This is a genomic window from Acinetobacter sp. AYS6 (assembly GCF_025630795.1).
In the GTDB taxonomy this organism is placed as follows: domain Bacteria; phylum Pseudomonadota; class Gammaproteobacteria; order Pseudomonadales; family Moraxellaceae; genus Acinetobacter.
This window is the reverse complement of record NZ_JAOTNV010000005.1, coordinates 568,593-586,853: the sequence shown is the minus strand read 5'-3', so window position 1 is coordinate 586,853 and position 18,261 is coordinate 568,593. Positions and strand designations below refer to the sequence as shown.

At 39.6% G+C, this 18,261-nt stretch carries 21 protein-coding genes; 13 read left to right on the top strand and 8 right to left on the bottom strand.

Annotated elements, in window-relative coordinates:
• Nucleotides 1-161: 161 nt before the first annotated feature.
• Nucleotides 162-485, bottom strand: a complete 324-nt coding sequence (locus tag OD757_RS07520; RefSeq protein ID WP_005042208.1) for a hypothetical protein — start codon at nt 483-485, stop codon at nt 162-164.
• Nucleotides 486-686: 201 nt separating this feature from the next.
• On the opposite strand from OD757_RS07520, the gene OD757_RS07515 reads away from it, so the two are divergent.
• From OD757_RS07515 to OD757_RS07480, 8 genes are all read left to right on the top strand, one after another.
• Nucleotides 687-1,562 carry an urease accessory protein UreD gene (locus tag OD757_RS07515; RefSeq protein WP_263031430.1) on the top strand — a complete coding sequence of 292 codons (876 nt, stop codon included), beginning with the start codon at nt 687-689 and terminating at the stop codon, nt 1,560-1,562.
• 100 nt (nt 1,563-1,662) lie between these two features.
• Nucleotides 1,663-1,965, top strand: coding sequence for an urease subunit gamma (gene ureA, locus OD757_RS07510; RefSeq protein WP_002117495.1), 303 nt, complete (start codon nt 1,663-1,665; stop codon nt 1,963-1,965).
• Nucleotides 1,966-1,976: 11 nt separating this feature from the next.
• Nucleotides 1,977-2,285 (top strand): urease subunit beta, encoded by a 309-nt coding sequence (locus OD757_RS07505; RefSeq protein ID WP_013198608.1) that lies wholly within the window; start codon nt 1,977-1,979, stop codon nt 2,283-2,285.
• Nucleotides 2,286-2,322: 37 nt separating this feature from the next.
• Nucleotides 2,323-4,023, top strand: coding sequence for an urease subunit alpha (gene ureC, locus OD757_RS07500; protein WP_009386576.1), 1,701 nt, complete (start codon nt 2,323-2,325; stop codon nt 4,021-4,023).
• A gap of 70 nt (nt 4,024-4,093) precedes the next feature.
• Nucleotides 4,094-4,576, top strand: a complete 483-nt coding sequence (ureE, locus tag OD757_RS07495; RefSeq protein WP_263031429.1) for an urease accessory protein UreE — start codon at nt 4,094-4,096, stop codon at nt 4,574-4,576.
• A complete protein-coding gene (locus tag OD757_RS07490; RefSeq protein ID WP_263031428.1) occupies nt 4,563-5,228 on the top strand; it encodes an urease accessory protein UreF in 666 nt (221 codons plus the stop codon). The genes ureE and OD757_RS07490 overlap by 14 nt, the downstream gene beginning before the upstream one ends.
• Nucleotides 5,229-5,252: 24 nt before the next feature.
• Nucleotides 5,253-5,867: an urease accessory protein UreG gene (gene ureG, locus OD757_RS07485; protein ID WP_009386333.1), complete on the top strand. Its 615-nt coding sequence runs from the start codon at nt 5,253-5,255 to the stop codon at nt 5,865-5,867.
• A gap of 11 nt (nt 5,868-5,878) precedes the next feature.
• On the top strand, nt 5,879-6,448 hold the full coding sequence (locus OD757_RS07480; protein ID WP_263031427.1) for a HupE/UreJ family protein: 570 nt from the start codon (nt 5,879-5,881) through the stop codon (nt 6,446-6,448).
• 41 nt (nt 6,449-6,489) lie between these two features.
• Here the strand turns inward: OD757_RS07480 and rsmD are convergent, their stop codons facing one another.
• Nucleotides 6,490-7,041 (bottom strand): 16S rRNA (guanine(966)-N(2))-methyltransferase RsmD, encoded by a 552-nt coding sequence (rsmD, locus tag OD757_RS07475; protein WP_009386589.1) that lies wholly within the window; start codon nt 7,039-7,041, stop codon nt 6,490-6,492.
• On the bottom strand, nt 7,041-9,053 hold the full coding sequence (gene mrdA, locus OD757_RS07470; protein WP_263031426.1) for a penicillin-binding protein 2: 2,013 nt from the start codon (nt 9,051-9,053) through the stop codon (nt 7,041-7,043). Before mrdA ends, rsmD begins: the two co-directional genes overlap by 1 nt.
• Nucleotides 9,054-9,288: 235 nt before the next feature.
• Here mrdA and OD757_RS07465 point away from each other — a divergent pair, with 235 nt between their 5' ends.
• The 4 genes from OD757_RS07465 to OD757_RS18310 all read left to right on the top strand — a co-directional run bounded on the left by OD757_RS07465 (nt 9,289) and on the right by OD757_RS18310 (nt 12,131).
• Nucleotides 9,289-9,807: a hypothetical protein gene (locus OD757_RS07465; RefSeq protein ID WP_263031425.1), complete on the top strand. Its 519-nt coding sequence runs from the start codon at nt 9,289-9,291 to the stop codon at nt 9,805-9,807.
• A gap of 61 nt (nt 9,808-9,868) precedes the next feature.
• Complete coding sequence (locus tag OD757_RS07460; RefSeq protein ID WP_174744048.1) at nt 9,869-11,182, top strand: hypothetical protein; 1,314 nt, start codon at nt 9,869-9,871, stop codon at nt 11,180-11,182.
• Nucleotides 11,183-11,268: 86 nt separating this feature from the next.
• The gene (gene adk / locus OD757_RS07455) at nt 11,269-11,922 is read left to right on the top strand and encodes an adenylate kinase (protein ID WP_005303386.1); all 654 of its coding nucleotides are present in this window, start codon (nt 11,269-11,271) and stop codon (nt 11,920-11,922) included.
• Nucleotides 11,923-11,993: 71 nt separating this feature from the next.
• Nucleotides 11,994-12,131, top strand: a complete 138-nt coding sequence (locus OD757_RS18310; RefSeq protein ID WP_009386495.1) for a hypothetical protein — start codon at nt 11,994-11,996, stop codon at nt 12,129-12,131.
• Between the two features lie 37 nt (nt 12,132-12,168).
• On the opposite strand, the gene nth is transcribed toward OD757_RS18310, so the two are convergent.
• Both nth and OD757_RS07440 read right to left on the bottom strand, forming a co-directional pair.
• Nucleotides 12,169-12,858 carry an endonuclease III gene (gene nth, locus OD757_RS07445; protein WP_009386547.1) on the bottom strand — a complete coding sequence of 230 codons (690 nt, stop codon included), beginning with the start codon at nt 12,856-12,858 and terminating at the stop codon, nt 12,169-12,171.
• Nucleotides 12,859-13,650, bottom strand: coding sequence for an RnfABCDGE type electron transport complex subunit B (locus OD757_RS07440; RefSeq protein ID WP_263031424.1), 792 nt, complete (start codon nt 13,648-13,650; stop codon nt 12,859-12,861).
• A gap of 273 nt (nt 13,651-13,923) precedes the next feature.
• Here OD757_RS07440 and gdhA point away from each other — a divergent pair, with 273 nt between their 5' ends.
• On the top strand, nt 13,924-15,327 hold the full coding sequence (gene gdhA / locus OD757_RS07435; RefSeq protein WP_263031423.1) for an NADP-specific glutamate dehydrogenase: 1,404 nt from the start codon (nt 13,924-13,926) through the stop codon (nt 15,325-15,327).
• A gap of 55 nt (nt 15,328-15,382) precedes the next feature.
• Here the strand turns inward: gdhA and OD757_RS07430 are convergent, their stop codons facing one another.
• From OD757_RS07430 to rlmH, 3 genes are all read right to left on the bottom strand, one after another.
• Nucleotides 15,383-16,492, bottom strand: a complete 1,110-nt coding sequence (locus tag OD757_RS07430; RefSeq protein ID WP_263031422.1) for an META and DUF4377 domain-containing protein — start codon at nt 16,490-16,492, stop codon at nt 15,383-15,385.
• A gap of 170 nt (nt 16,493-16,662) precedes the next feature.
• A complete protein-coding gene (locus OD757_RS07425; protein WP_009386606.1) occupies nt 16,663-17,439 on the bottom strand; it encodes a DODA-type extradiol aromatic ring-opening family dioxygenase in 777 nt (258 codons plus the stop codon).
• 112 nt (nt 17,440-17,551) lie between these two features.
• On the bottom strand, nt 17,552-18,031 hold the full coding sequence (gene rlmH, locus OD757_RS07420; protein WP_002054393.1) for a 23S rRNA (pseudouridine(1915)-N(3))-methyltransferase RlmH: 480 nt from the start codon (nt 18,029-18,031) through the stop codon (nt 17,552-17,554).
• Between the last annotated feature and the right edge of the window lie 230 nt (nt 18,032-18,261).

Sequence of the window (18,261 nt, the reverse complement as noted above, 5' to 3'; positions counted from 1 at the left end):
GCAATAAACAGGCTATGAAATATGAGAGCTTAATAAAAGTTTAAGTATGTAATTTAATTTTAACAAAAGGTAAAGTGAGTAAGTTTTGAAGAATTATTAAAAAGAAAATGAAAAGGAGGTATTCACTAAAAATAAAAAATATTTAATGAATACCTTATAAATTACGGTTGAGCAGAAACCCCACCTAAGGAGTCGCATGCTGATTTATAGAGTTGGTACTGTTGCTTTAAAACTTCATCCAATGGCATATCGAATAATTCTTCACCATTTTTATAGCTCTCTACGTATGATGTTGCTTTTTCTTTGCTTACCGCTAGAGATTGCTGGTAGTAAGAATTAATCGAGCTGGTTGCAAGCTGGCTTGTCTCGACATTTTTACATTCGAAATTGTGCAGAATCTTTTCTGCACGTTTGACCTCGCTAGATTGGCCAAAAATACACCCGGTTAAAAAGACAAGTGGGGTTAACACGAAAAAAAGTTTCATGGAGAGCGAGTATGGAAGCAACGGTGGGCGCTATTGTATAAATAATTCCATAAGTTACTGTGGTTTTATGTTAGACATTGATGATTTTTTAGCTCATTAAAATCGAAAAATTGTATCTAATTTTGTCATTGGCCTTATTTTCATATTTGGTGCGTATTTTGCTTATAAGTTTAAGCACTTATTTTGAACATATGAACCAGAATGAATCAGGTACAAACGTTTTCAAAAAAATCTTTAGCACCATTTTGGTATGCACAATTAGAGCTCGGATTTTGTTTTGAAAATTCACGCACCATAATGAGTCACAGAAAGCATCATGGCCCTGTTAGGGTGCAAAAAATGCTCTGGCCTGAAAAAACAGGTGTATGCCATGCCATTATTGTTCATCCACCTGCAGGAATTGCAGGAGGAGATCATCTTACTTTTGAAATTGAAACCAAAGATCAAGCTCATGCGGTTGTAACTACGCCTGGTGCAGGGAAATGGTACAAAACCAATGGCAAGCAAGCTTTTCAGCATATTCATTTGCATGTGAAAGATCAGTCTATTTTAGAGTGGGTTCCACAAGAAACGATGCTGTTTGATGGAGCTTTAGCGCATTCAGAAACTCATATTCATCTTGACCAAGCTGCAAGTTTTATTGGGTGGGATATGTTAGTACTAGGGCGGCAGGCACGTGCTGAGCGCTTTGTTCAGGGAAGTTATCATAACCAATTTAAATTGTGGCGAGAACATAAATTGTTAGTCGCAGATACATTGTATTTTGAAGGAGAAGATCGTTGGCTTAGTTCATGTTTAGGCATGAATAATCAAGCAGTAATGGGAAGTTTTTGGGCAGTCGCTCCTGAGAAATATCGTTCATCATTTTACTTAGAACAACAGCTAGAACTCATTCGGGAATTAATGATGCGTATGCAGGCGCCCGTCACTTTAACGCTATTAGATGATGTGGTTTCTGCCCGTTTCTTAGGAAATGATGTTCGACATTGCCATGATGCTTTTGCGGCTATAAGAGCAAGATTAAGGAATTATTGGTTTGATTTAGATGAAGAATTTCCAAGAATTTGGAAAACCTAAGTTACGTTAAATTGCGTATTTAAAAAACAGTTAAAACAAGTATGCTACTTTTGAGCACGTATTTTGCTTAAAGAATATAAATGCAATTTAGGAAAGAGAAATGGAACTCAATCCAACAGAAAAAGATAAGTTACTCATTTTTACTGCAGGTTTAGTGGCTGAGCGTCGTAAAGCTCGTGGCTTGAAACTGAATTATCCAGAAGCTATAGCTTTTATTTCTGCTGCTCTGCTGGAAGGTGCACGGGACGGTATGACAGTGAGTGACTTAATGCATTACGGGACAACTTTATTAAAGCGCGAAGACGTGATGGATGGTGTGCCAGAAATGATTGCTGAGGTTCAAGTCGAGGCAACTTTTCCAGATGGCTCGAAATTAGTCACTGTTCATCAGCCAATCGTATAAAAGGAACACTTATGATCCCCGGCGAAATCATCACCCCAGATGCCGATATTGAACTGAATGTTGGGCGGCAAACTTTAAAAGTTGTAGTTGCCAATATTGGCGATCGACCTATTCAGGTGGGTTCTCATTTTCATTTTTATGAAGCAAATGATGCATTACAGTTTGATCGCGAAATGGCGAAGGGTTTTCGACTGAATATTGCAGCTGGTACAGCAATTCGTTTTGAACCGGGACAAACTCGAGAAGTGGAGCTTGTTGCTTTGGTTGGTAAACGAGAAGTTTATGGTTTCGCAGGCCGCGTCATGGGCAAGCTGGATTAAACATAACAACGATAATGAAAGAGATGAGTAATAAGTTATGAAAATGTCACGTCGTGCATATGCTGAGATGTTTGGTCCAACAGTTGGTGATCGTATTCGTTTGGCTGATACAGAGCTCTTTATTGAAGTTGAGCAAGACTTAACGACTTATGGTGAAGAAGTTAAATTTGGCGGTGGAAAAGTTATTCGTGATGGAATGGGGCAGTCACAACTTTTAGCCGATGAAGTTGCTGACACGGTCATTACTAATGCTTTAATTATTGATTGGTGGGGAATTGTAAAAGCTGATGTGGGTTTAAAGAATGGTCGAATTTGGAAAATCGGAAAAGCTGGCAACCCTGATATTCAACCGGACATTACGATTCCTTTAGGCGCTGCAACCGAAGTGATTGCAGGTGAAGGACAAATTTTAACAGCAGGCGGTATTGATACCCACATTCACTGGATTTGTCCTCAACAAGTTGAAACGGCGTTAATGTCGGGGACAACAACCATGGTTGGTGGTGGCACAGGACCAGCAGCTGGGACCTCAGCAACGACAGTGACTCCAGGGCCTTGGCACATTGCGACCATGTTACAGGCGATTGACGATTTGCCTATGAATATTGGTCTATTAGGTAAAGGCAATTTAAGTTTACCAGACCCCATTCGAGAGCAAATTAAAGCTGGGGTAATTGGCTTAAAACTGCATGAAGACTGGGGCTCAACACCAGCAGCTATTGATAATTGCTTGAGCGTGGCAGATGAGTTTGATGTACAGGTCGCGATTCATACAGATACTTTAAATGAAGGGGGCTTTTTAGAAGAAACACTGGCAGCATTTAAAGATCGTACAATTCATACGTACCATACTGAAGGTGCGGGTGGTGGGCATGCACCTGACATTTTAAAAGCGATCGGGCAAAGTAATGTGTTGCCGTCTTCTACCAATCCAACGCGACCTTATACGATTAATACCATTGATGAGCATTTAGATATGCTCATGGTTTGCCATCATTTAGACCCAGCAATTGCTGAAGATATTGCTTTTGCAGAAAGTCGTATTCGCCGTGAAACCATTGCTGCCGAAGATATTTTGCAAGACTTAGGCGCGATTGCCATGATGTCATCGGACTCTCAGGCGATGGGCCGTGTGGGCGAAGTGATTTTACGTACTTGGCAAACTGCCCATAAAATGAAAATTCAACGTGGTCCTTTAGAGGGCGACAATGAATTTCATGATAACAATCGCGTTAAACGCTACATTGCCAAATATACAATTAACCCAGCAATTACTCATGGTTTAAGTCATGAAATTGGTTCGGTGGAGGTCGGAAAACTTGCTGATTTAGTGTTATGGAAGCCAGCCTTTTTTGGTGTGAAACCTTCTATGATTATTAAAGGTGGCATGATTGCAGCAGCTCCAATGGGCGATATTAATGCTTCAATTCCAACACCTCAACCCGTGCATTATCGTCCAATGTTTGGTGCCTATCCACGTGGTGTACATAACACCTGCATTACCTTTTTATCTCAAGCAGCAATTGATGAAAAAGTTGCTGAAAAATTAAATCTTAAAAAGTTAATTAGCCCCTGTAAAAACACCCGCTCAATTAGTAAAGCGGATATGAAGCACAACACATATTGTCCTGTCATGCAGGTTCATCCTGAGACTTACGAGGTGCGGGCTGATGGTGAGCTATTAACATGTGAACCTGCTGTTGTGTTACCCATGGCTCAGCGTTATTTCTTGTTTTGATAAGTTTTATTGAGATGATTTTGCTTCATGAATTTATACATATGAACTGAATAAAGGAGAGAAAAATTAAATGAAAATCTATACCCAACGTCTTGAAGATATTTCTCCTGATCAGGCATTTGAAACGGTTGAATTGACTTTTGATACCCGCCAAAAATCAAGATTTCGAGCGACTTTAGCAAGTGGTATGGATATTGGTGCCGATTTACCACGTACTGGCATTTTGCGTAGTGGTTCATATATTGCAACTCAACAAGGTGATGTACTACGTGTAGATGCTAAGCCTGAACGTTTGATGCAAGTCAGCGCAGCAAGCGATTTTGATTTGCTTAAAGCGGCTTATCACCTTGGTAACCGACATGTGCCATTAATGCTGACACCTACAGCTTTATATTTTGAACCTGATCATGTGCTTGCCGAAATGGTAGAAGGGTTGGGGCTTATAGTCTCAGAAACTGATCATCCGTTTGAACCTGAAAGCGGCGCCTATGCACAGCATAGTCATGACCACCGCTTAAGCCCAATCAAAGCTTTGCATCATGTCCATTCATAACGCAGCGCAATTACTTCAATTACTGACACTGTCTTCTACGGCATTGCCAGTTGGAGCATATTGTTATTCACAAGGTGTAGAAACAGCCATCGATATTGGCTTAATACACGATGAAACCTCAGCAATTGCTTATTTCGAAGAAGTACTGGAAATGTTGTTAGTACGGTTTGAGTTACCCGTATTAAAACGTCTCATGCAACATCACGATGATCAAGATCAGTTTCTGGTTTGGGCAAATTTATATAAGGCAAGTCGTGAAACTAAAGAGCTTTTGGCAGAGTCTCAACAGCTGGCATTTTCTTTGAATGCGTGGATTAGAGATGTTTTAAAAAAACCTGTTGAAGTTAAAAAGCAGTTTGGTTTTGTGCCTGTCTATGCACAGCTCTGTGGTCGACTTGGGCTTAAAGATGTTGATGTGCTCACAGCTTATACCTTTACCGTTTTAGAAAATCAGGTTTTGGCTGCGGTAAAAACTGTACCTTTAGGGCAAATGGCGGGACAAAGGATTTTATGGCACTTACATGGTCTAGTACCTCAAGCTGTGGAAAAAGCCTTGCAACTGGTTGATGAGCAATTGAGTAGTGCTTTACCTCGTTATGCCATGCTGAGTATGAAACACGAAACCCAATATTCACGGTTATTCAGATCTTAAGTTTAGGAAAGAAGGATAAAAAACATGACAGAACGTAGTCCATTACGAGTTGGAATTGGCGGACCGGTAGGTTCGGGTAAAACTGCGCTTACACTTAATTTATGTTTAGCCTTGCGTAATAAATACAACATGGCTGTGGTGACAAATGATATTTACACCAAAGAAGATTCAAACTTTTTAACCCGTAATGAAGCGATGTCGCCAGATCGTATTGTGGGTGTAGAAACAGGTGGTTGTCCGCATACAGCAATTCGTGAAGATGCTTCAATTAACTTGGCTGCAATTGATGATTTATGTGAAAAGTTTGATGGGTTGGAACTCATTATTATTGAAAGCGGTGGTGATAATTTAGCTGCAACATTTAGTCCGGAACTCTCGGATTTAACGTTATATGTAATTGATGTTGCCGGCGGAGAAAAAATCCCTCGTAAAGGTGGCCCGGGCATTACCAAATCAGATTTACTGATTATTAATAAAACTGACCTTGCGCCTATGGTCGGTGCAAATCTTGATGTGATGGATCAAGATGCGAAACGCATGCGCGGAGAAAAGCCATTTTTGTTTTCAAATATGAAAACCCAAGATGGTCTTGAAGAAATTATTCAATTTATTGAGAAACAAGGGCTGTTTAAAGCTTAAGGAGTGAGATTATGGACTTCATGAAAAAGTGGGGCATAGGGCTCCTTGCATTATTACCTACACTCGTAATGGCACACCCAGGACACGACCATGAACATTCAGGGTTTATGGCAGGATTTATTCATCCGTTTACCGGATTAGATCATTTAGTGATGGCTTTGGCTTTCGGTGTTTTACTCTGGTCGGCAGCGAAGCAATGGAAGATTGCGGGTGTAGTGACTTTAAGCATTACTTTAATTGTCGGCTTTTTAATCGGTGCTCAAGGTTTAGTACCTGCAAATGTCGCTGAATATGGGATTGTTGCTTCTTTAGTGGTTACAGCAATTGCACTATGGACAAAATCTAATCGGATTTTACCTATCGCTGCGGTATTACTTGCAAGCTTTCATGGTATAGCGCATGGTGTTGAATTAGCACACGCAGGTCATGTCGTAGCATTAGTAGCAGGTATGGTTACAGCTATGGCTTTAATTTATGTCGGTGGATTAGCATTAGGCGCTGCACTTACACGATATGTGCCATATGGCAAAAAAATTGTAGGTGCTTGCGCGGCTATTGTTGCAGTGATTGGTTTAAGTTAGTCATCACTCCGAAAGTAAAAGGTAGCTTTAGGCTACCTTTTTTAATCAGTGACTTTCTGATAAAGCCCCGCATGAACTGTACCAGCTTTCGTTGTTTTAACTTGTTGCCATGTTGATGGAAGGTGAAGCTGAGATAAATCTCGATCAGCTTCAACATAAATATATCCATTCTTTTTAATATGTGGTTCTGCCAAGGTCGAGAGTTCTTGCCATAAATCTAGACTATAAGGTGGGTCTAAAAATACAACATCGAACTGTTCTTTTAAACGGGGTAAAGCTTGTTGAGCAGTCGCATTGATTAAATGACAATTTGGGGCTTTTAATAGCTCAACATTATCTTTTAAAAATCGTGCCTGAGTTTTGTCTGGTTCAATCATATAAACTGATGCAGCACCACGTGACAAGGCTTCAAAACCTAATGCGCCAGAACCTGTGCAGACATCAAGGACATAAGCATTTTGAATATCCCACATGAGCCAGTTAAACAAAGTTTCACGTACTCTATCTGGCGTTGGGCGTAAACCATCAATGCTAGCGAAGGGAAGTACTCGTCTTTTCCATTCGCCGCCAATAATACGTAATTGGTTTTTCATTATTCATCGACCTCATTGGTTGCAGGACGAGCGGGTAGAGCCTGTGGTGTTGAGGCTGCAGTTGAAGTGGTTGATGCTGGAGTAGAGCTAGCAGCTTCACCGCCGCTTGATAGTTCACCCGGCTTAATTCCAGCGGTCATCAGTCCCCCATTGACTTGATGGTTTGCTGGTCGGACTGGGTTCTTCTTACGAGTTAATAACCAATAATCAAAAATAGGTCTTGCAAGTTGAGCAGCAGAACCACCATGACGACCATTTTCCCAAATCACGGCAATCGCAATTTCTGGTTTGTCTGCTGGCGCAAAACCAACAAATAAACCATGGTCAAGTTGGCGTTCGCTCAGCGCTGATTCATTATAACGTTTACCCTGTGCAATACTCTTAACCTGTGCAGTTCCTGTTTTTCCTGCAATTTGATATAGCGGTGTACGAATGCCTCGGCCAGTACCTGATTGAATTACATCAATCATGGCATCGCGCATTTGAACCCAGTCTTCATCTGTTCCATTGAAGTTAATTTTGCCATCAGGTGCATTACGCACGGTAAATGGTTTTGCACCATGAGTTGAACGTAAAACATGAGGGGTGACATGAGAACCATGATTGGCTGTAATTGCAGTTGCCATAGCAAGTTGTAAAGGTGTAGCTGTAAACGCACCTTGACCAATACTCACAGAAATAGTTTCGCCCTTCATCCATTTGGCTTTGCGAGTACGCATTTTCCATTCAGGATTTGGATAAAGACCTTCGCTTTCACTCGGTAAGTCGACACCTGTTTTTTGACCGAACCCAAATTGACGCATCCATTGGTTCATCTGATCAATACCCATTTGATGGGCAAGAATATAAAAATAGGTGTCACATGACATAATGATGGCTTTATGCATGTTTACGATGCCATGACCAGTTTTTTTCCAGTCGCGGAACTTATGAGAATCGCCAGGTAAGTGGAAATAGCCTGGGTCAGAAATTGCTGTTGACCAGTTTACAATCCCGTAGTGTAAACCACCCATCGCTTCCATTGGTTTAATGGTAGAACCTGGTGGATATGCACCTTGTACCGCACGGTTATAAAGCGGTTGATCTAAACTATCACGTAAAGAACTATAATCTTTATGGTTAATACCAGTCACAAACAAATTAGGGTTGAAACTTGGACTAGATACTAACGCCAGAATTTCGCCAGTACGAGGGTCGATAGCAACAATGGCACCACGACGTCCTGCGAGCTGTTGAGAGGCAACAACTTGTAAGCCATAATCTAAAGATAAATAGAGGTCATTGCCGCGAGTAGGGTCTTTGCGGCCTAAATGGCGCAATATATTACTGTGGGCATCTGCTTCAACAGACTCATAACCTGGTGTTCCATGAAGTAGATCTTCATAACTTTTTTCTACGCCAATTTTACCGATCAGGTTGGTGCCAGCATATAAATCTTTATCAATGCTTTTTAATTCTTTATCGTTAATACGCCCAACATAGCCAATCACATGAGCAAATAACTCACCATGTGGATAGTAACGGGTCATTTGTGTTTCGATTCTTACGCCAGGAAATTTATATTTGGCTTCACTAAACTTGGCAATATTGGCTTCAGTTAGATTAAGTTTAATCGCGACACGTTCAGTTTTTCGAGCAGTTTTTATACGACTTTTGAAACGGTCAATATCTTCTTGTGTTAGATCTAAAATAGGTTGCAGCTGCTCAACCACATGGTCGGCATCTTCTACATCTGTTTTACTTAAAGTTGCTGTAAAAACAGGATAATTATCTGCAAGCAATACACCATTTCGGTCATAGATATAACCACGAGCAGGAGGAAGTGGCTGCAAGCGAATCCGGTTTTTGTCAGATGCAGTAGAAAATTCGTCGTAGTGAAAAATTTGCAGATAAGCGTATCGGCTAATCAGCACTAATAAGCAAACGATCACAAGACCTACGGCAAAAAAGATTCGTCCCCGATAAATGCGCTTTTCTTGCTGGATATCTTTTAAAGGAAAGTGCTGCTTCATAGGGATCGACTTAATGACATTGGGTAGAAAAATAGCTGCTTATTCTAACGCAAGAGCGCTTAAAATATTGCATAATTTTCAAAGTTTCAGTGGATTTCAATAAGATACTTTTTGACTTTGTAGACAACAAAATTGTAGATACTTGTATATAAGAAGCAAAATAATTCTGTTAAAGTCTCTCATTCAATAGAATAGGGTTGTTCTCACCATACGATTAGGGAAAATGGAGAAAATAATGAGAAAAATTTATCCCTTACTTGCAGTTTTGACGGTAAGTAGTTGGGCTCATGCTCAAGACTATTCGTTTCTTCCAGAAGCAAAATTATCAGGACATACGGCATCTACGTGGAACGTGGGTGCTGGTTTTACACAAAAACTATTACATCTAAACGGCGAGTGGGTAAACCCTTATGGTATTGCCTATGCAAAAGCCGGTGCATTTTTGAATGGTGACAAAACAGCAGGTGGGCAAGTCGGATTCCGATATCCTTATTATCTTACTGGCACAGATAAAAATGGTTACTATATTGGTTTCTATGCTGGGCATCTCGATAGTAAAGAAGTAGATGGTGATTATAAATCCCGTTTAGGCGCAGGTGTCGATTTGGCCTATGTATTGTTGAATTCAGAAAGAATTAGTACTTTTAGTGTGGGTATTGGTGCTGCCGAAAAGTTAACTGACCAAAATGGAAATGTTGCGGCGGATACTAAACCACAAATTCAATTTTCTTATTCTCTAAGTTTTGGTTTATAAAACAAAGCAGTTTATCGTTAACTCGCCATAAGCAGAGCACAAATAAATACGAGAGTCTTACATGTTAGAGTACGTCAGCGGATTGTGGCAGACCTTTTTACACAGACCTGATTTTTGGGCCGTTTTAAGTATCATTCCAGTTACTGCCTTTGTTACATGGGCACACGTGTGGATGGCTTTAAAAATGGTGTTTTACCCAATCAAATTTTGGGGATTCCACTTAGGTCCACTACCAGTCGGTTGGCAAGGTATTGTGCCACGTAAAGCTGGACGTATCTCGGGCATTATTACCGACAATACTTTATCTAAATTAGGTTCATTGCGTGAATTTTTAGAAGCAATGGATCCTGAAGATATGGCACGCATTATTGGTGAGCAGGTTGGGTTTGAACTTGAACATCTGATTGATGAAGTCATGATCGATCGTAATGCTGTACTTTGGGAAAACTTACCTTATTCAATTAAACGCCGTATTTATGCCCAGGCGCATAAACAATTACCAGGTGTATTAAGAGAATTAGTGACTGAGCTGACCATGAACGTCGAGTCACTGGTTAATATGCGTGAAATGGTGGTGAGCCAGATGGAAGGGGACCGCCGTTTAATGGTACGCATGTTCTTAAAAGTTGGGCAAAAAGAAATCAACTTTATTTGGCACATTAGTGCTTTAATTGGAATGTTCTTTGGTATTTTCCAAATGGTGGTTTGGTTTGTCGTGCCTTGGCACTGGACAGTCCCATTTTGGGCTTCAATTTGGGGCTTTTTAACCAACTGGATTGCAATCTGGATGGTATTCAACCCAATTGAACCACACTATATTCGTTACCCACAGATTTTTAGATTAACAAAAGATCGAAAGTTTCCTTGGATTGTGCCAGTTCTTCGAATTGGGACCTATAATTTCCAAGGTGCTTTCATGAAGCGTCAAGAAGAAGTCTCTGATGTATTTTCAAGCGTAGTAACAGAAGATTTAATTACGTTAAAATCGATTATGACCGAAATGATGTACGGGCCGCGTAAAGATAAAACTCGCCGCATTGTGAAGCGTCATATTAACGAAATTATGGAAACACCGTTAGTTCGTACATCTTTACAGCTTTCTTTAGGGCCAAGAGAGTATGCAAGATTAAAGACGGACTTGATTGATCGTTCAATTGAAATTACGATGGGACCCGTATGTGACCCAGCGCTGAACGCAAGCCGGGCACAGAAGATTTTTCAAATGTTTAAAGAGCGTATTCGCGAACTGACACCAAAAGAGTTTCAGAATTTATTGCGTCCTGCATTTCAGGAGGATGAGTGGATTCTTATTGTACTAGGTGGGGTAACCGGATTTATTGCTGGTACAATACATTTGTTTGTGGCTTTCTTATAATTCGACGTCGGGCAGGATCTATTGAAGATTAACGAGACTTTTTCTGCCGGACTTCATATTCATTGTTTTAAATGAGGATGTTTTTTATGCGCATTATTTTACTCGGACCACCTGGAGCAGGCAAAGGGACTCAGGCTCAGTTGATCTGTAAGCGCTACAATGTCCCACAAATTTCAACCGGTGATATGCTCCGTGCTGCAATTCGTGAAGGTACTGAATTAGGTTTAAAAGCTAAAAGCGTAATGGAATCTGGTGGTTTGGTTTCAGATGAACTTATTATCGGTTTAGTAAAAGAACGTATTGCTCAGCCTGACTGTGTAAATGGCTGCATTTTCGATGGTTTCCCACGTACTATTCCACAAGCTGAAGCTTTGGAAAAAGAAGGGATTAACATTGATCACGTGATTGAAATTGATGTTCCTGACGAAGAAATCGTACAACGTCTTTCTGGTCGTCGTCAGCATCCAGCTTCTGGCCGCGTTTATCATACAGTTTACAATCCACCTAAAGTGGAAGGTAAAGATGATGAAACTGGTGAAGATCTTGTTCAACGTCCAGATGACCAAGAAGAAACAATCCGTAAACGTTTAGCGTCTTATCATACAGAAACTGAGCAATTGGTTGGATTCTATCAAAGCCGTGCTGCATCTGGTGAGAATGCACCAACTTATGACAAGCTTGATGGCTTGCGTACAATTGAAGATGTACAAAAAGATTTGTTCAACATCTTAGACAAATAATTTAATATTGTTTGTGATAATGAGCCCTCTTTGTGAGGGCTCTTTTCTTTCATTCAGTGCAGGAGAACAATATGAAAATCATATTGATTTTGGTGGTATTGCTAAGTCTGGCACTCGTCTTATTTTTGGGTTATCAGAGCTATAAAATGCTGAGACAGGTACAAAAACAAGCAAAAGAAGAGCGTAATGAGAAAAAACGTCTAAAGTAAGTTCGATTGGGTATGTTATCTATACCCAACCATATTTTTAAGCTTCAATATTTTTAATAGCAATTTGTTTTTGTGCACCAAATTCAAAGCGATCAGGCCAGTTGCAAACATCTGCAACTACACATTCAGCACATTTCGGTTTACGAGCGATACAACAATAACGGCCGTGTAAGATGAGCCAGTGGTGTGCATCTATAATAAATTCTTTAGGAATAACCTTTACTAAACGGTGCTCAACTTCAAGTACATTTTTCCCCACAGCTAAGCCAGTTCGATTTCCCACTCGGAAAATATGGGTATCGACAGCCATAGTCGGTTGTCCGAATGCCGTATTTAAAACAACATTTGCAGTTTTACGCCCCACACCAGGTAAAGCTTCCAAGTCTTTTCTGTTGCTTGGAACTTCGCCGTTAAATTGTTCCATTAAAATCTTACAGGTTTTAATGACATTTTCGGCTTTGGCGTTGTAAAGCCCAATAGTTTTAATATATTCCTTTAACCCATCTACGCCTAAGTTATAGATTTTCTCAGCAGTGTTGGCCACAGGGTAAAGTTTATCAGTTGCCTTATTTACACTTACGTCGGTCGCTTGAGCTGATAACATAACTGCAATAAGTAACTCAAAAGAAGATGAGTATTTTAATTCGGTTTGAGGCGAAGGCCGTTGTTCGCGAAGGCGTTCAAAGAAAATTTGAATCTGCTTTTTCGTCATATTTTTGACAGCCATTCAGACCTCCTGTAATTGCATGAGTTGCTGTTGTAGTTCTTCGAGTTGAAGACGTTTTTTAGCATCTTCACGTACACTTAACTGTTTTTCCAGTTTCTTAATTTGTGTACGAATTTTAGCTAACTCAATTGTAGTTTTAGCATCAGTTGGCACAGTCTCTTTAGGTTTCTCAATGAGCTGGATAGAAGGTAATTCATCAAGTGCCTGAGAAAACTGCGCAAACAGTTGAGTATCAATTTCAGCACGTACCACCGGACCTTTTCGGTGACTGCGACGCTTTTCTTCACGTTGGATATGTGCGTAATAGCGTTGTCTTAAATCATTTTGTTCGGCGATACGCTGTTGTTCATTTGGTAAAGCTTGTGTGTCTTCAACCAAATCAATGCAATCTACTGGACAAGGTGGAATGCATAACTCACAACCCGTACATAAGTCGGTCAAGATGGTATGCATGAGCTTACCACTACCAATAATAGCATCTACAGGACAAGCACTAATACATTTGGTGCAACCAATACACTCATCCTCACGAATAATCGCTTTCATTCGCTGTGGGCGACCATCTGTTTGAATAGGCCATACGCTACTTTCAGCAGTTAATGGAGAGCGATTGAGTAGATTTGCGAGTGCATCAGCAACAGGTTGTCCACCTGGAACACATTTATTTGCTTCTTCACCTTCAGCAATCGACTTTGCGTAGGGTAGACATCCATCACGATGTCCACATAGACCACATTGAGTTTGTGGTAATAACGCATCAATCTCGCGTATGAGAGAAATAGATGAATTCATAGGGGGGCAAATAGCTTGGTTAAAACGATGCGATAATGAAGAAAAAGCTAAGTAAGGTCAATGGATTTTAACGAATTTATCGGGTTTTTAATTGACCTAAAATGTAGCTAATATTGCACAATAATAGATCAATAAAAATGAAAAGTTAAATTACTATTTCTTATTTTTAAGTAGTTTTTCTAAAAATAAGTTTTTGATAATTAAGGTTAATAAAATAATTTAAAATAACTATTGTTAAAATTGATGGAAAGAGATTTAATATTTTGCTGCTAAATGATGCATTTAATAATGTATTGCACCAATTTAATTCATTACTATGCTGAGGACCGTGCATTGAAATATAACAATCTGAATGAATTCCTGAATTACGTGCAAGCACGTGATCCGCATCAACCTGAATTTTTGCAAGCTGTCGAAGAAGTAATGACGAGTTTGTGGCCATTTATTGAAAAAAATCCAGAATATGCAGAGCAGGGTTTGTTAGAACGCTTAGTTGAACCTGAGCGTGTGATTCAATTTCGTGTTTCATGGATGGATGATCAAGGTCAGACTCAAGTTAACCGAGCTTTCCGTGTTCAATACAATTCAGCAATTGGTCCCTTCAAAGGTGGAATGCGTTTCCATCCATCGGTCAATCTATCAATTTTAAAATTTTTAGGTTTTGAGCAGACTTTTAAAAACTCCCTTACCACATTACCTATGGGTGGTGGGAAAGGTGGTTCAGATTTCGATCCTAAAGGTAAATCTGATGCTGAAATTATGCGATTCTGTCAGGCACTCATGATTGAGCTGTACCGTCATTTGGGACCAAATACGGATATTCCTGCGGGTGATATCGGCGTGGGTGCACGTGAAGTTGGTTATATGGCAGGCATGATGAAAAAGCTGAGTAATGACACCGCTTGTGTCTTTACCGGTAAAGGAATTTCATTCGGTGGTAGTTTAATGCGTCCTGAAGCTACTGGTTATGGTACGGTTTACTTTGCAGAAGAAATGCTAAAAGCGCGTGGGCAATCTTTTGCTGGTAAAACAGTCTCTGTGTCAGGTTCAGGTAATGTTGCGCAATATGCGGCAGAGAAGGCGATGTTCTTAGGGGCAAAAGTTGTTACTTTGTCTGACTCTAATGGAACAGTTTATGTGAAAAATGGTTTTACAGATGAATTGCTTACTGAGGTCATGAATCTTAAAAATATTAAACGTGGTCGTATTTCCGAGTTTGCTTCTAAACATGGTTTTGAATATTTTGAAGGAAAAACACCTTGGCATATACCTGTTGATATCGCTTTACCATGTGCTACGCAAAATGAATTAACAGGTCAAGATGCTAAAACGCTTATTGCGAATGGTGTAATTTGTGTGGCTGAAGGCGCTAATATGCCATCTACACTTGAAGCAGTTGAACACTTTATCGAAGCTAAAATTTTGTATGCGCCAGGAAAAGCCTCTAATGCGGGTGGTGTAGCAACGTCTGGTTTAGAAATGTCTCAAAATGCAATTCGTTTAAGCTGGACACATGCTGAGGTTGATGAGCGTTTACATGCAATTATGAAAGACATTCATGCCAATTGTGTAAGATACGGTACAAAAGAAGACGGTACTGTTAACTATGTTGATGGTGCCAATATTGCAGGTTTTGTAAAAGTTGCCGATGCAATGCTTGCTCAAGGTATTTTTTAAAAATAGAAATAAAAAAATCCGATGCATAAGCATCGGATTTTTTTAGTCTAAAAACTTATTTTTTAGGTTTTTTAACTAATTCTTGCTCTACAACCATATCTAATACATCTGCTTGACTAGATTGGTCAGCAGCTGGGTTTTTCACTTCAAAACGTTTTACACGTAAAATTACGCGTTGGTCTGGATTGTGTTCAAAACCTTCGATTTGACCATAATATAATGACCAGTTTTTGTCTACATAGGTTTTAACACCTTTGTCATCGTATTTAATCTCACGAACTTGCATACAAGTTTGTGGTGCAACACCAGTACATGACTTAGTTTGTGGTGCTACTTCTAGGAAAACAGTTTTTCCTTCAGATTGATATTTTGCTTCAGGTGTCATTTTACCAGTAAAGGTATATTTTTGACCTTGAGCATCAGATACCGTCAATGTTGGTTGATCAGCGTTTGTTGTATTAAGTTCAAACGGAATAGCACGCTTTTGGAAGAGGCTGCTAGAAAATTGTTCCTGTTTCATTAAAGCAGGTTCACACGCCATCATAGTTGACATGACGTCAGCCGTTACGATGGTATTGTTTTCAACTTTCCAAGTTGTTCCTTGGCGGTTACAACCCGTTGCGATAGATAAACGGTCATTAGTAAAGTTAAGAACGATAGGTTTTTTTGTGTTTTCAGGCTGATATGACCAAGAGTAGTCTGTTAAAGCTTGAGTATTCACTGCTTTTTGACCTTGGAAAATATGTTTTTGACCAGTTTTATCTGTCACGCTTAAAATCACCTGACCATTATTGTTGCTAATTTCGATTGGTAATTTTGCTTCATTAAAGATGCTAGTAGAAAGTTGTTCTTGTTTCATTAGATCATCTTGGCAAGCCATCATCGTCGAAACGAGATTAGAGGTAACAAGTTGGTTACCCTCAACTTTCCAAGTACCGCCTTGGCCATTACACCCCGTATTGATTGCTAATTTGCCATCTGCATTAAAGTTAAGGACAAGTGGTTTAGAAGCTTTTACATTTTGGTAAGTCCAAGCATATTCACCTAAAGTGGCTGCAAGGTTTTGTTGTTGCTCAGATACAATTGGAGCAGGAGTATTCGTAACAGTTTGACACGCCATCAAAGAAAAAGGTAACAACGCAAGAATTAAATATTTAATTTTCATTTAAAAAAACTTCAAGTAAAAAAACAACAGCAGTAAGCTTAAAACATTCTTAAAAAAATAAAATGTAAACATTTGATTGTTTCGGTTTTTAAAATGTATAAGTTTGTAAGTTATTCTAATTTTCAATAAAAATAATGGTATACCCCGAAAAACGGGGTATTAGCTAATAATTAATCAAAACGATAGATATCCATACCTAATGAGCCCATTGTGAAGCTGCTGTGAACAATCGTAAAGCGATTGCCTGTGCCCATAGCAAAGAATAAAGGCGCAAAATGATCAAGAGTAGGGTGATTACGTTTTACATAAGGCAATGACTGCCAGTCTAGTACGCCATCATAATCTTGATGGTTAAGTTTATTAACAACAGTATTTCTAAAAGTTGAAGCCCACTCAGGAACTTTAGAGTTGTCTCCTTGCCAAGATAACTCTGCAAGATTATGAGTAATACTGCCTGAACCAATCAGTAAAATTTGTTTATCACGTAAAGGCGCGAGAGTTTGTCCTATACGGTAAATTTCCTGTGCGCTTAAATTGGTTGGCAAAGAAATTTCGACTACAGGAATATCTGCATCAGGATACATATGCAATAGAGGCATCCATACGCCATGGTCACGAGGGCGTGTACTATTGGCATGTGCAACAAAGTGAGCATCTGCCAATAATTTTAAGATTTCTTCAGCGAGTTCGGGCTGCCCAGGTGCGCTGTAGCGAATTTCATAGAGCTCTTTAGGAAAGCCGCGGAAATCATGCCATGTTTCGGGACGAGTCGAAATACTCACTTCAAGTGCTTTACTCTCCCAATGTGCAGACATCACAATGATTGCCTTTGGAGTAGGAAGATTTTCACCTAAACGATGTAGAGCAGGTCCTACTTGTTCGGGGTCAAGTGCAAGCATGGGTGAACCATGTGAAATAAACAGTCCGGGAAGGGTTTGTAGTTCCATTGCATTACACCTGAGTTGAAAAGCAGAATAATAGTTATTATGCCAAAATCAGGACATGATAAAAGTATCCTGATTTCAACGGATTGTTCCTAAAATGAAACGGTTGTTGTTTTTATGCACGGTGATAGGGATGATTATGATTAATACTCATTGCCCGATATAGTTGCTCGATTAATAAAACACGTACCAAAGGATGGGGCATGGTTAGTTTTGAAAGTGACCAATGCCATGCAGCAGCTTTACGTACTTGATCAGACAAGCCATCTGGTCCACCAATAGCAAGTGCTACATCATTGCCTTCAAGCATCCACTGTTTCATGGTGTCAGCCAGTTTCTCTGTGCTGAGTTCTCGACCACCGACTTCTAGTGCAATTAAAGTTTCATTCGGTTTTAAAGCATTTAAAATACTTTCGCCTTCAATTTGACAATATTTTAAAATATCTGCTTCTGAATCATTCTTACCACGTTTGGCCATAGGAAGTTCAATGACTTGGGTTTGAACAAAAGGTTGGATACGTTTGAAATAATCTTCAAAACCAGTGAGCACCCAAGCAGGCATTTTTTGACCAATGGTCAGAATACGAATTTTCATATTATCTATTCATTCAAAACAGCTTGCGCATTATACCTGAGGAAAAGATAAGTTCGTGGTAACAAATAGGCATAAAAAACGCAGTCCAAAAAACGGTGTTGGACTGCGATCAAATGATCATCTGTCTGGAGTTCAGATGATCATAGAGAATAAAAAAACAAGGCTATCTATAAAATGATAGATAACGAAGAGCACTTAATTTAATTAAATACTCTTAATACCTATTATGA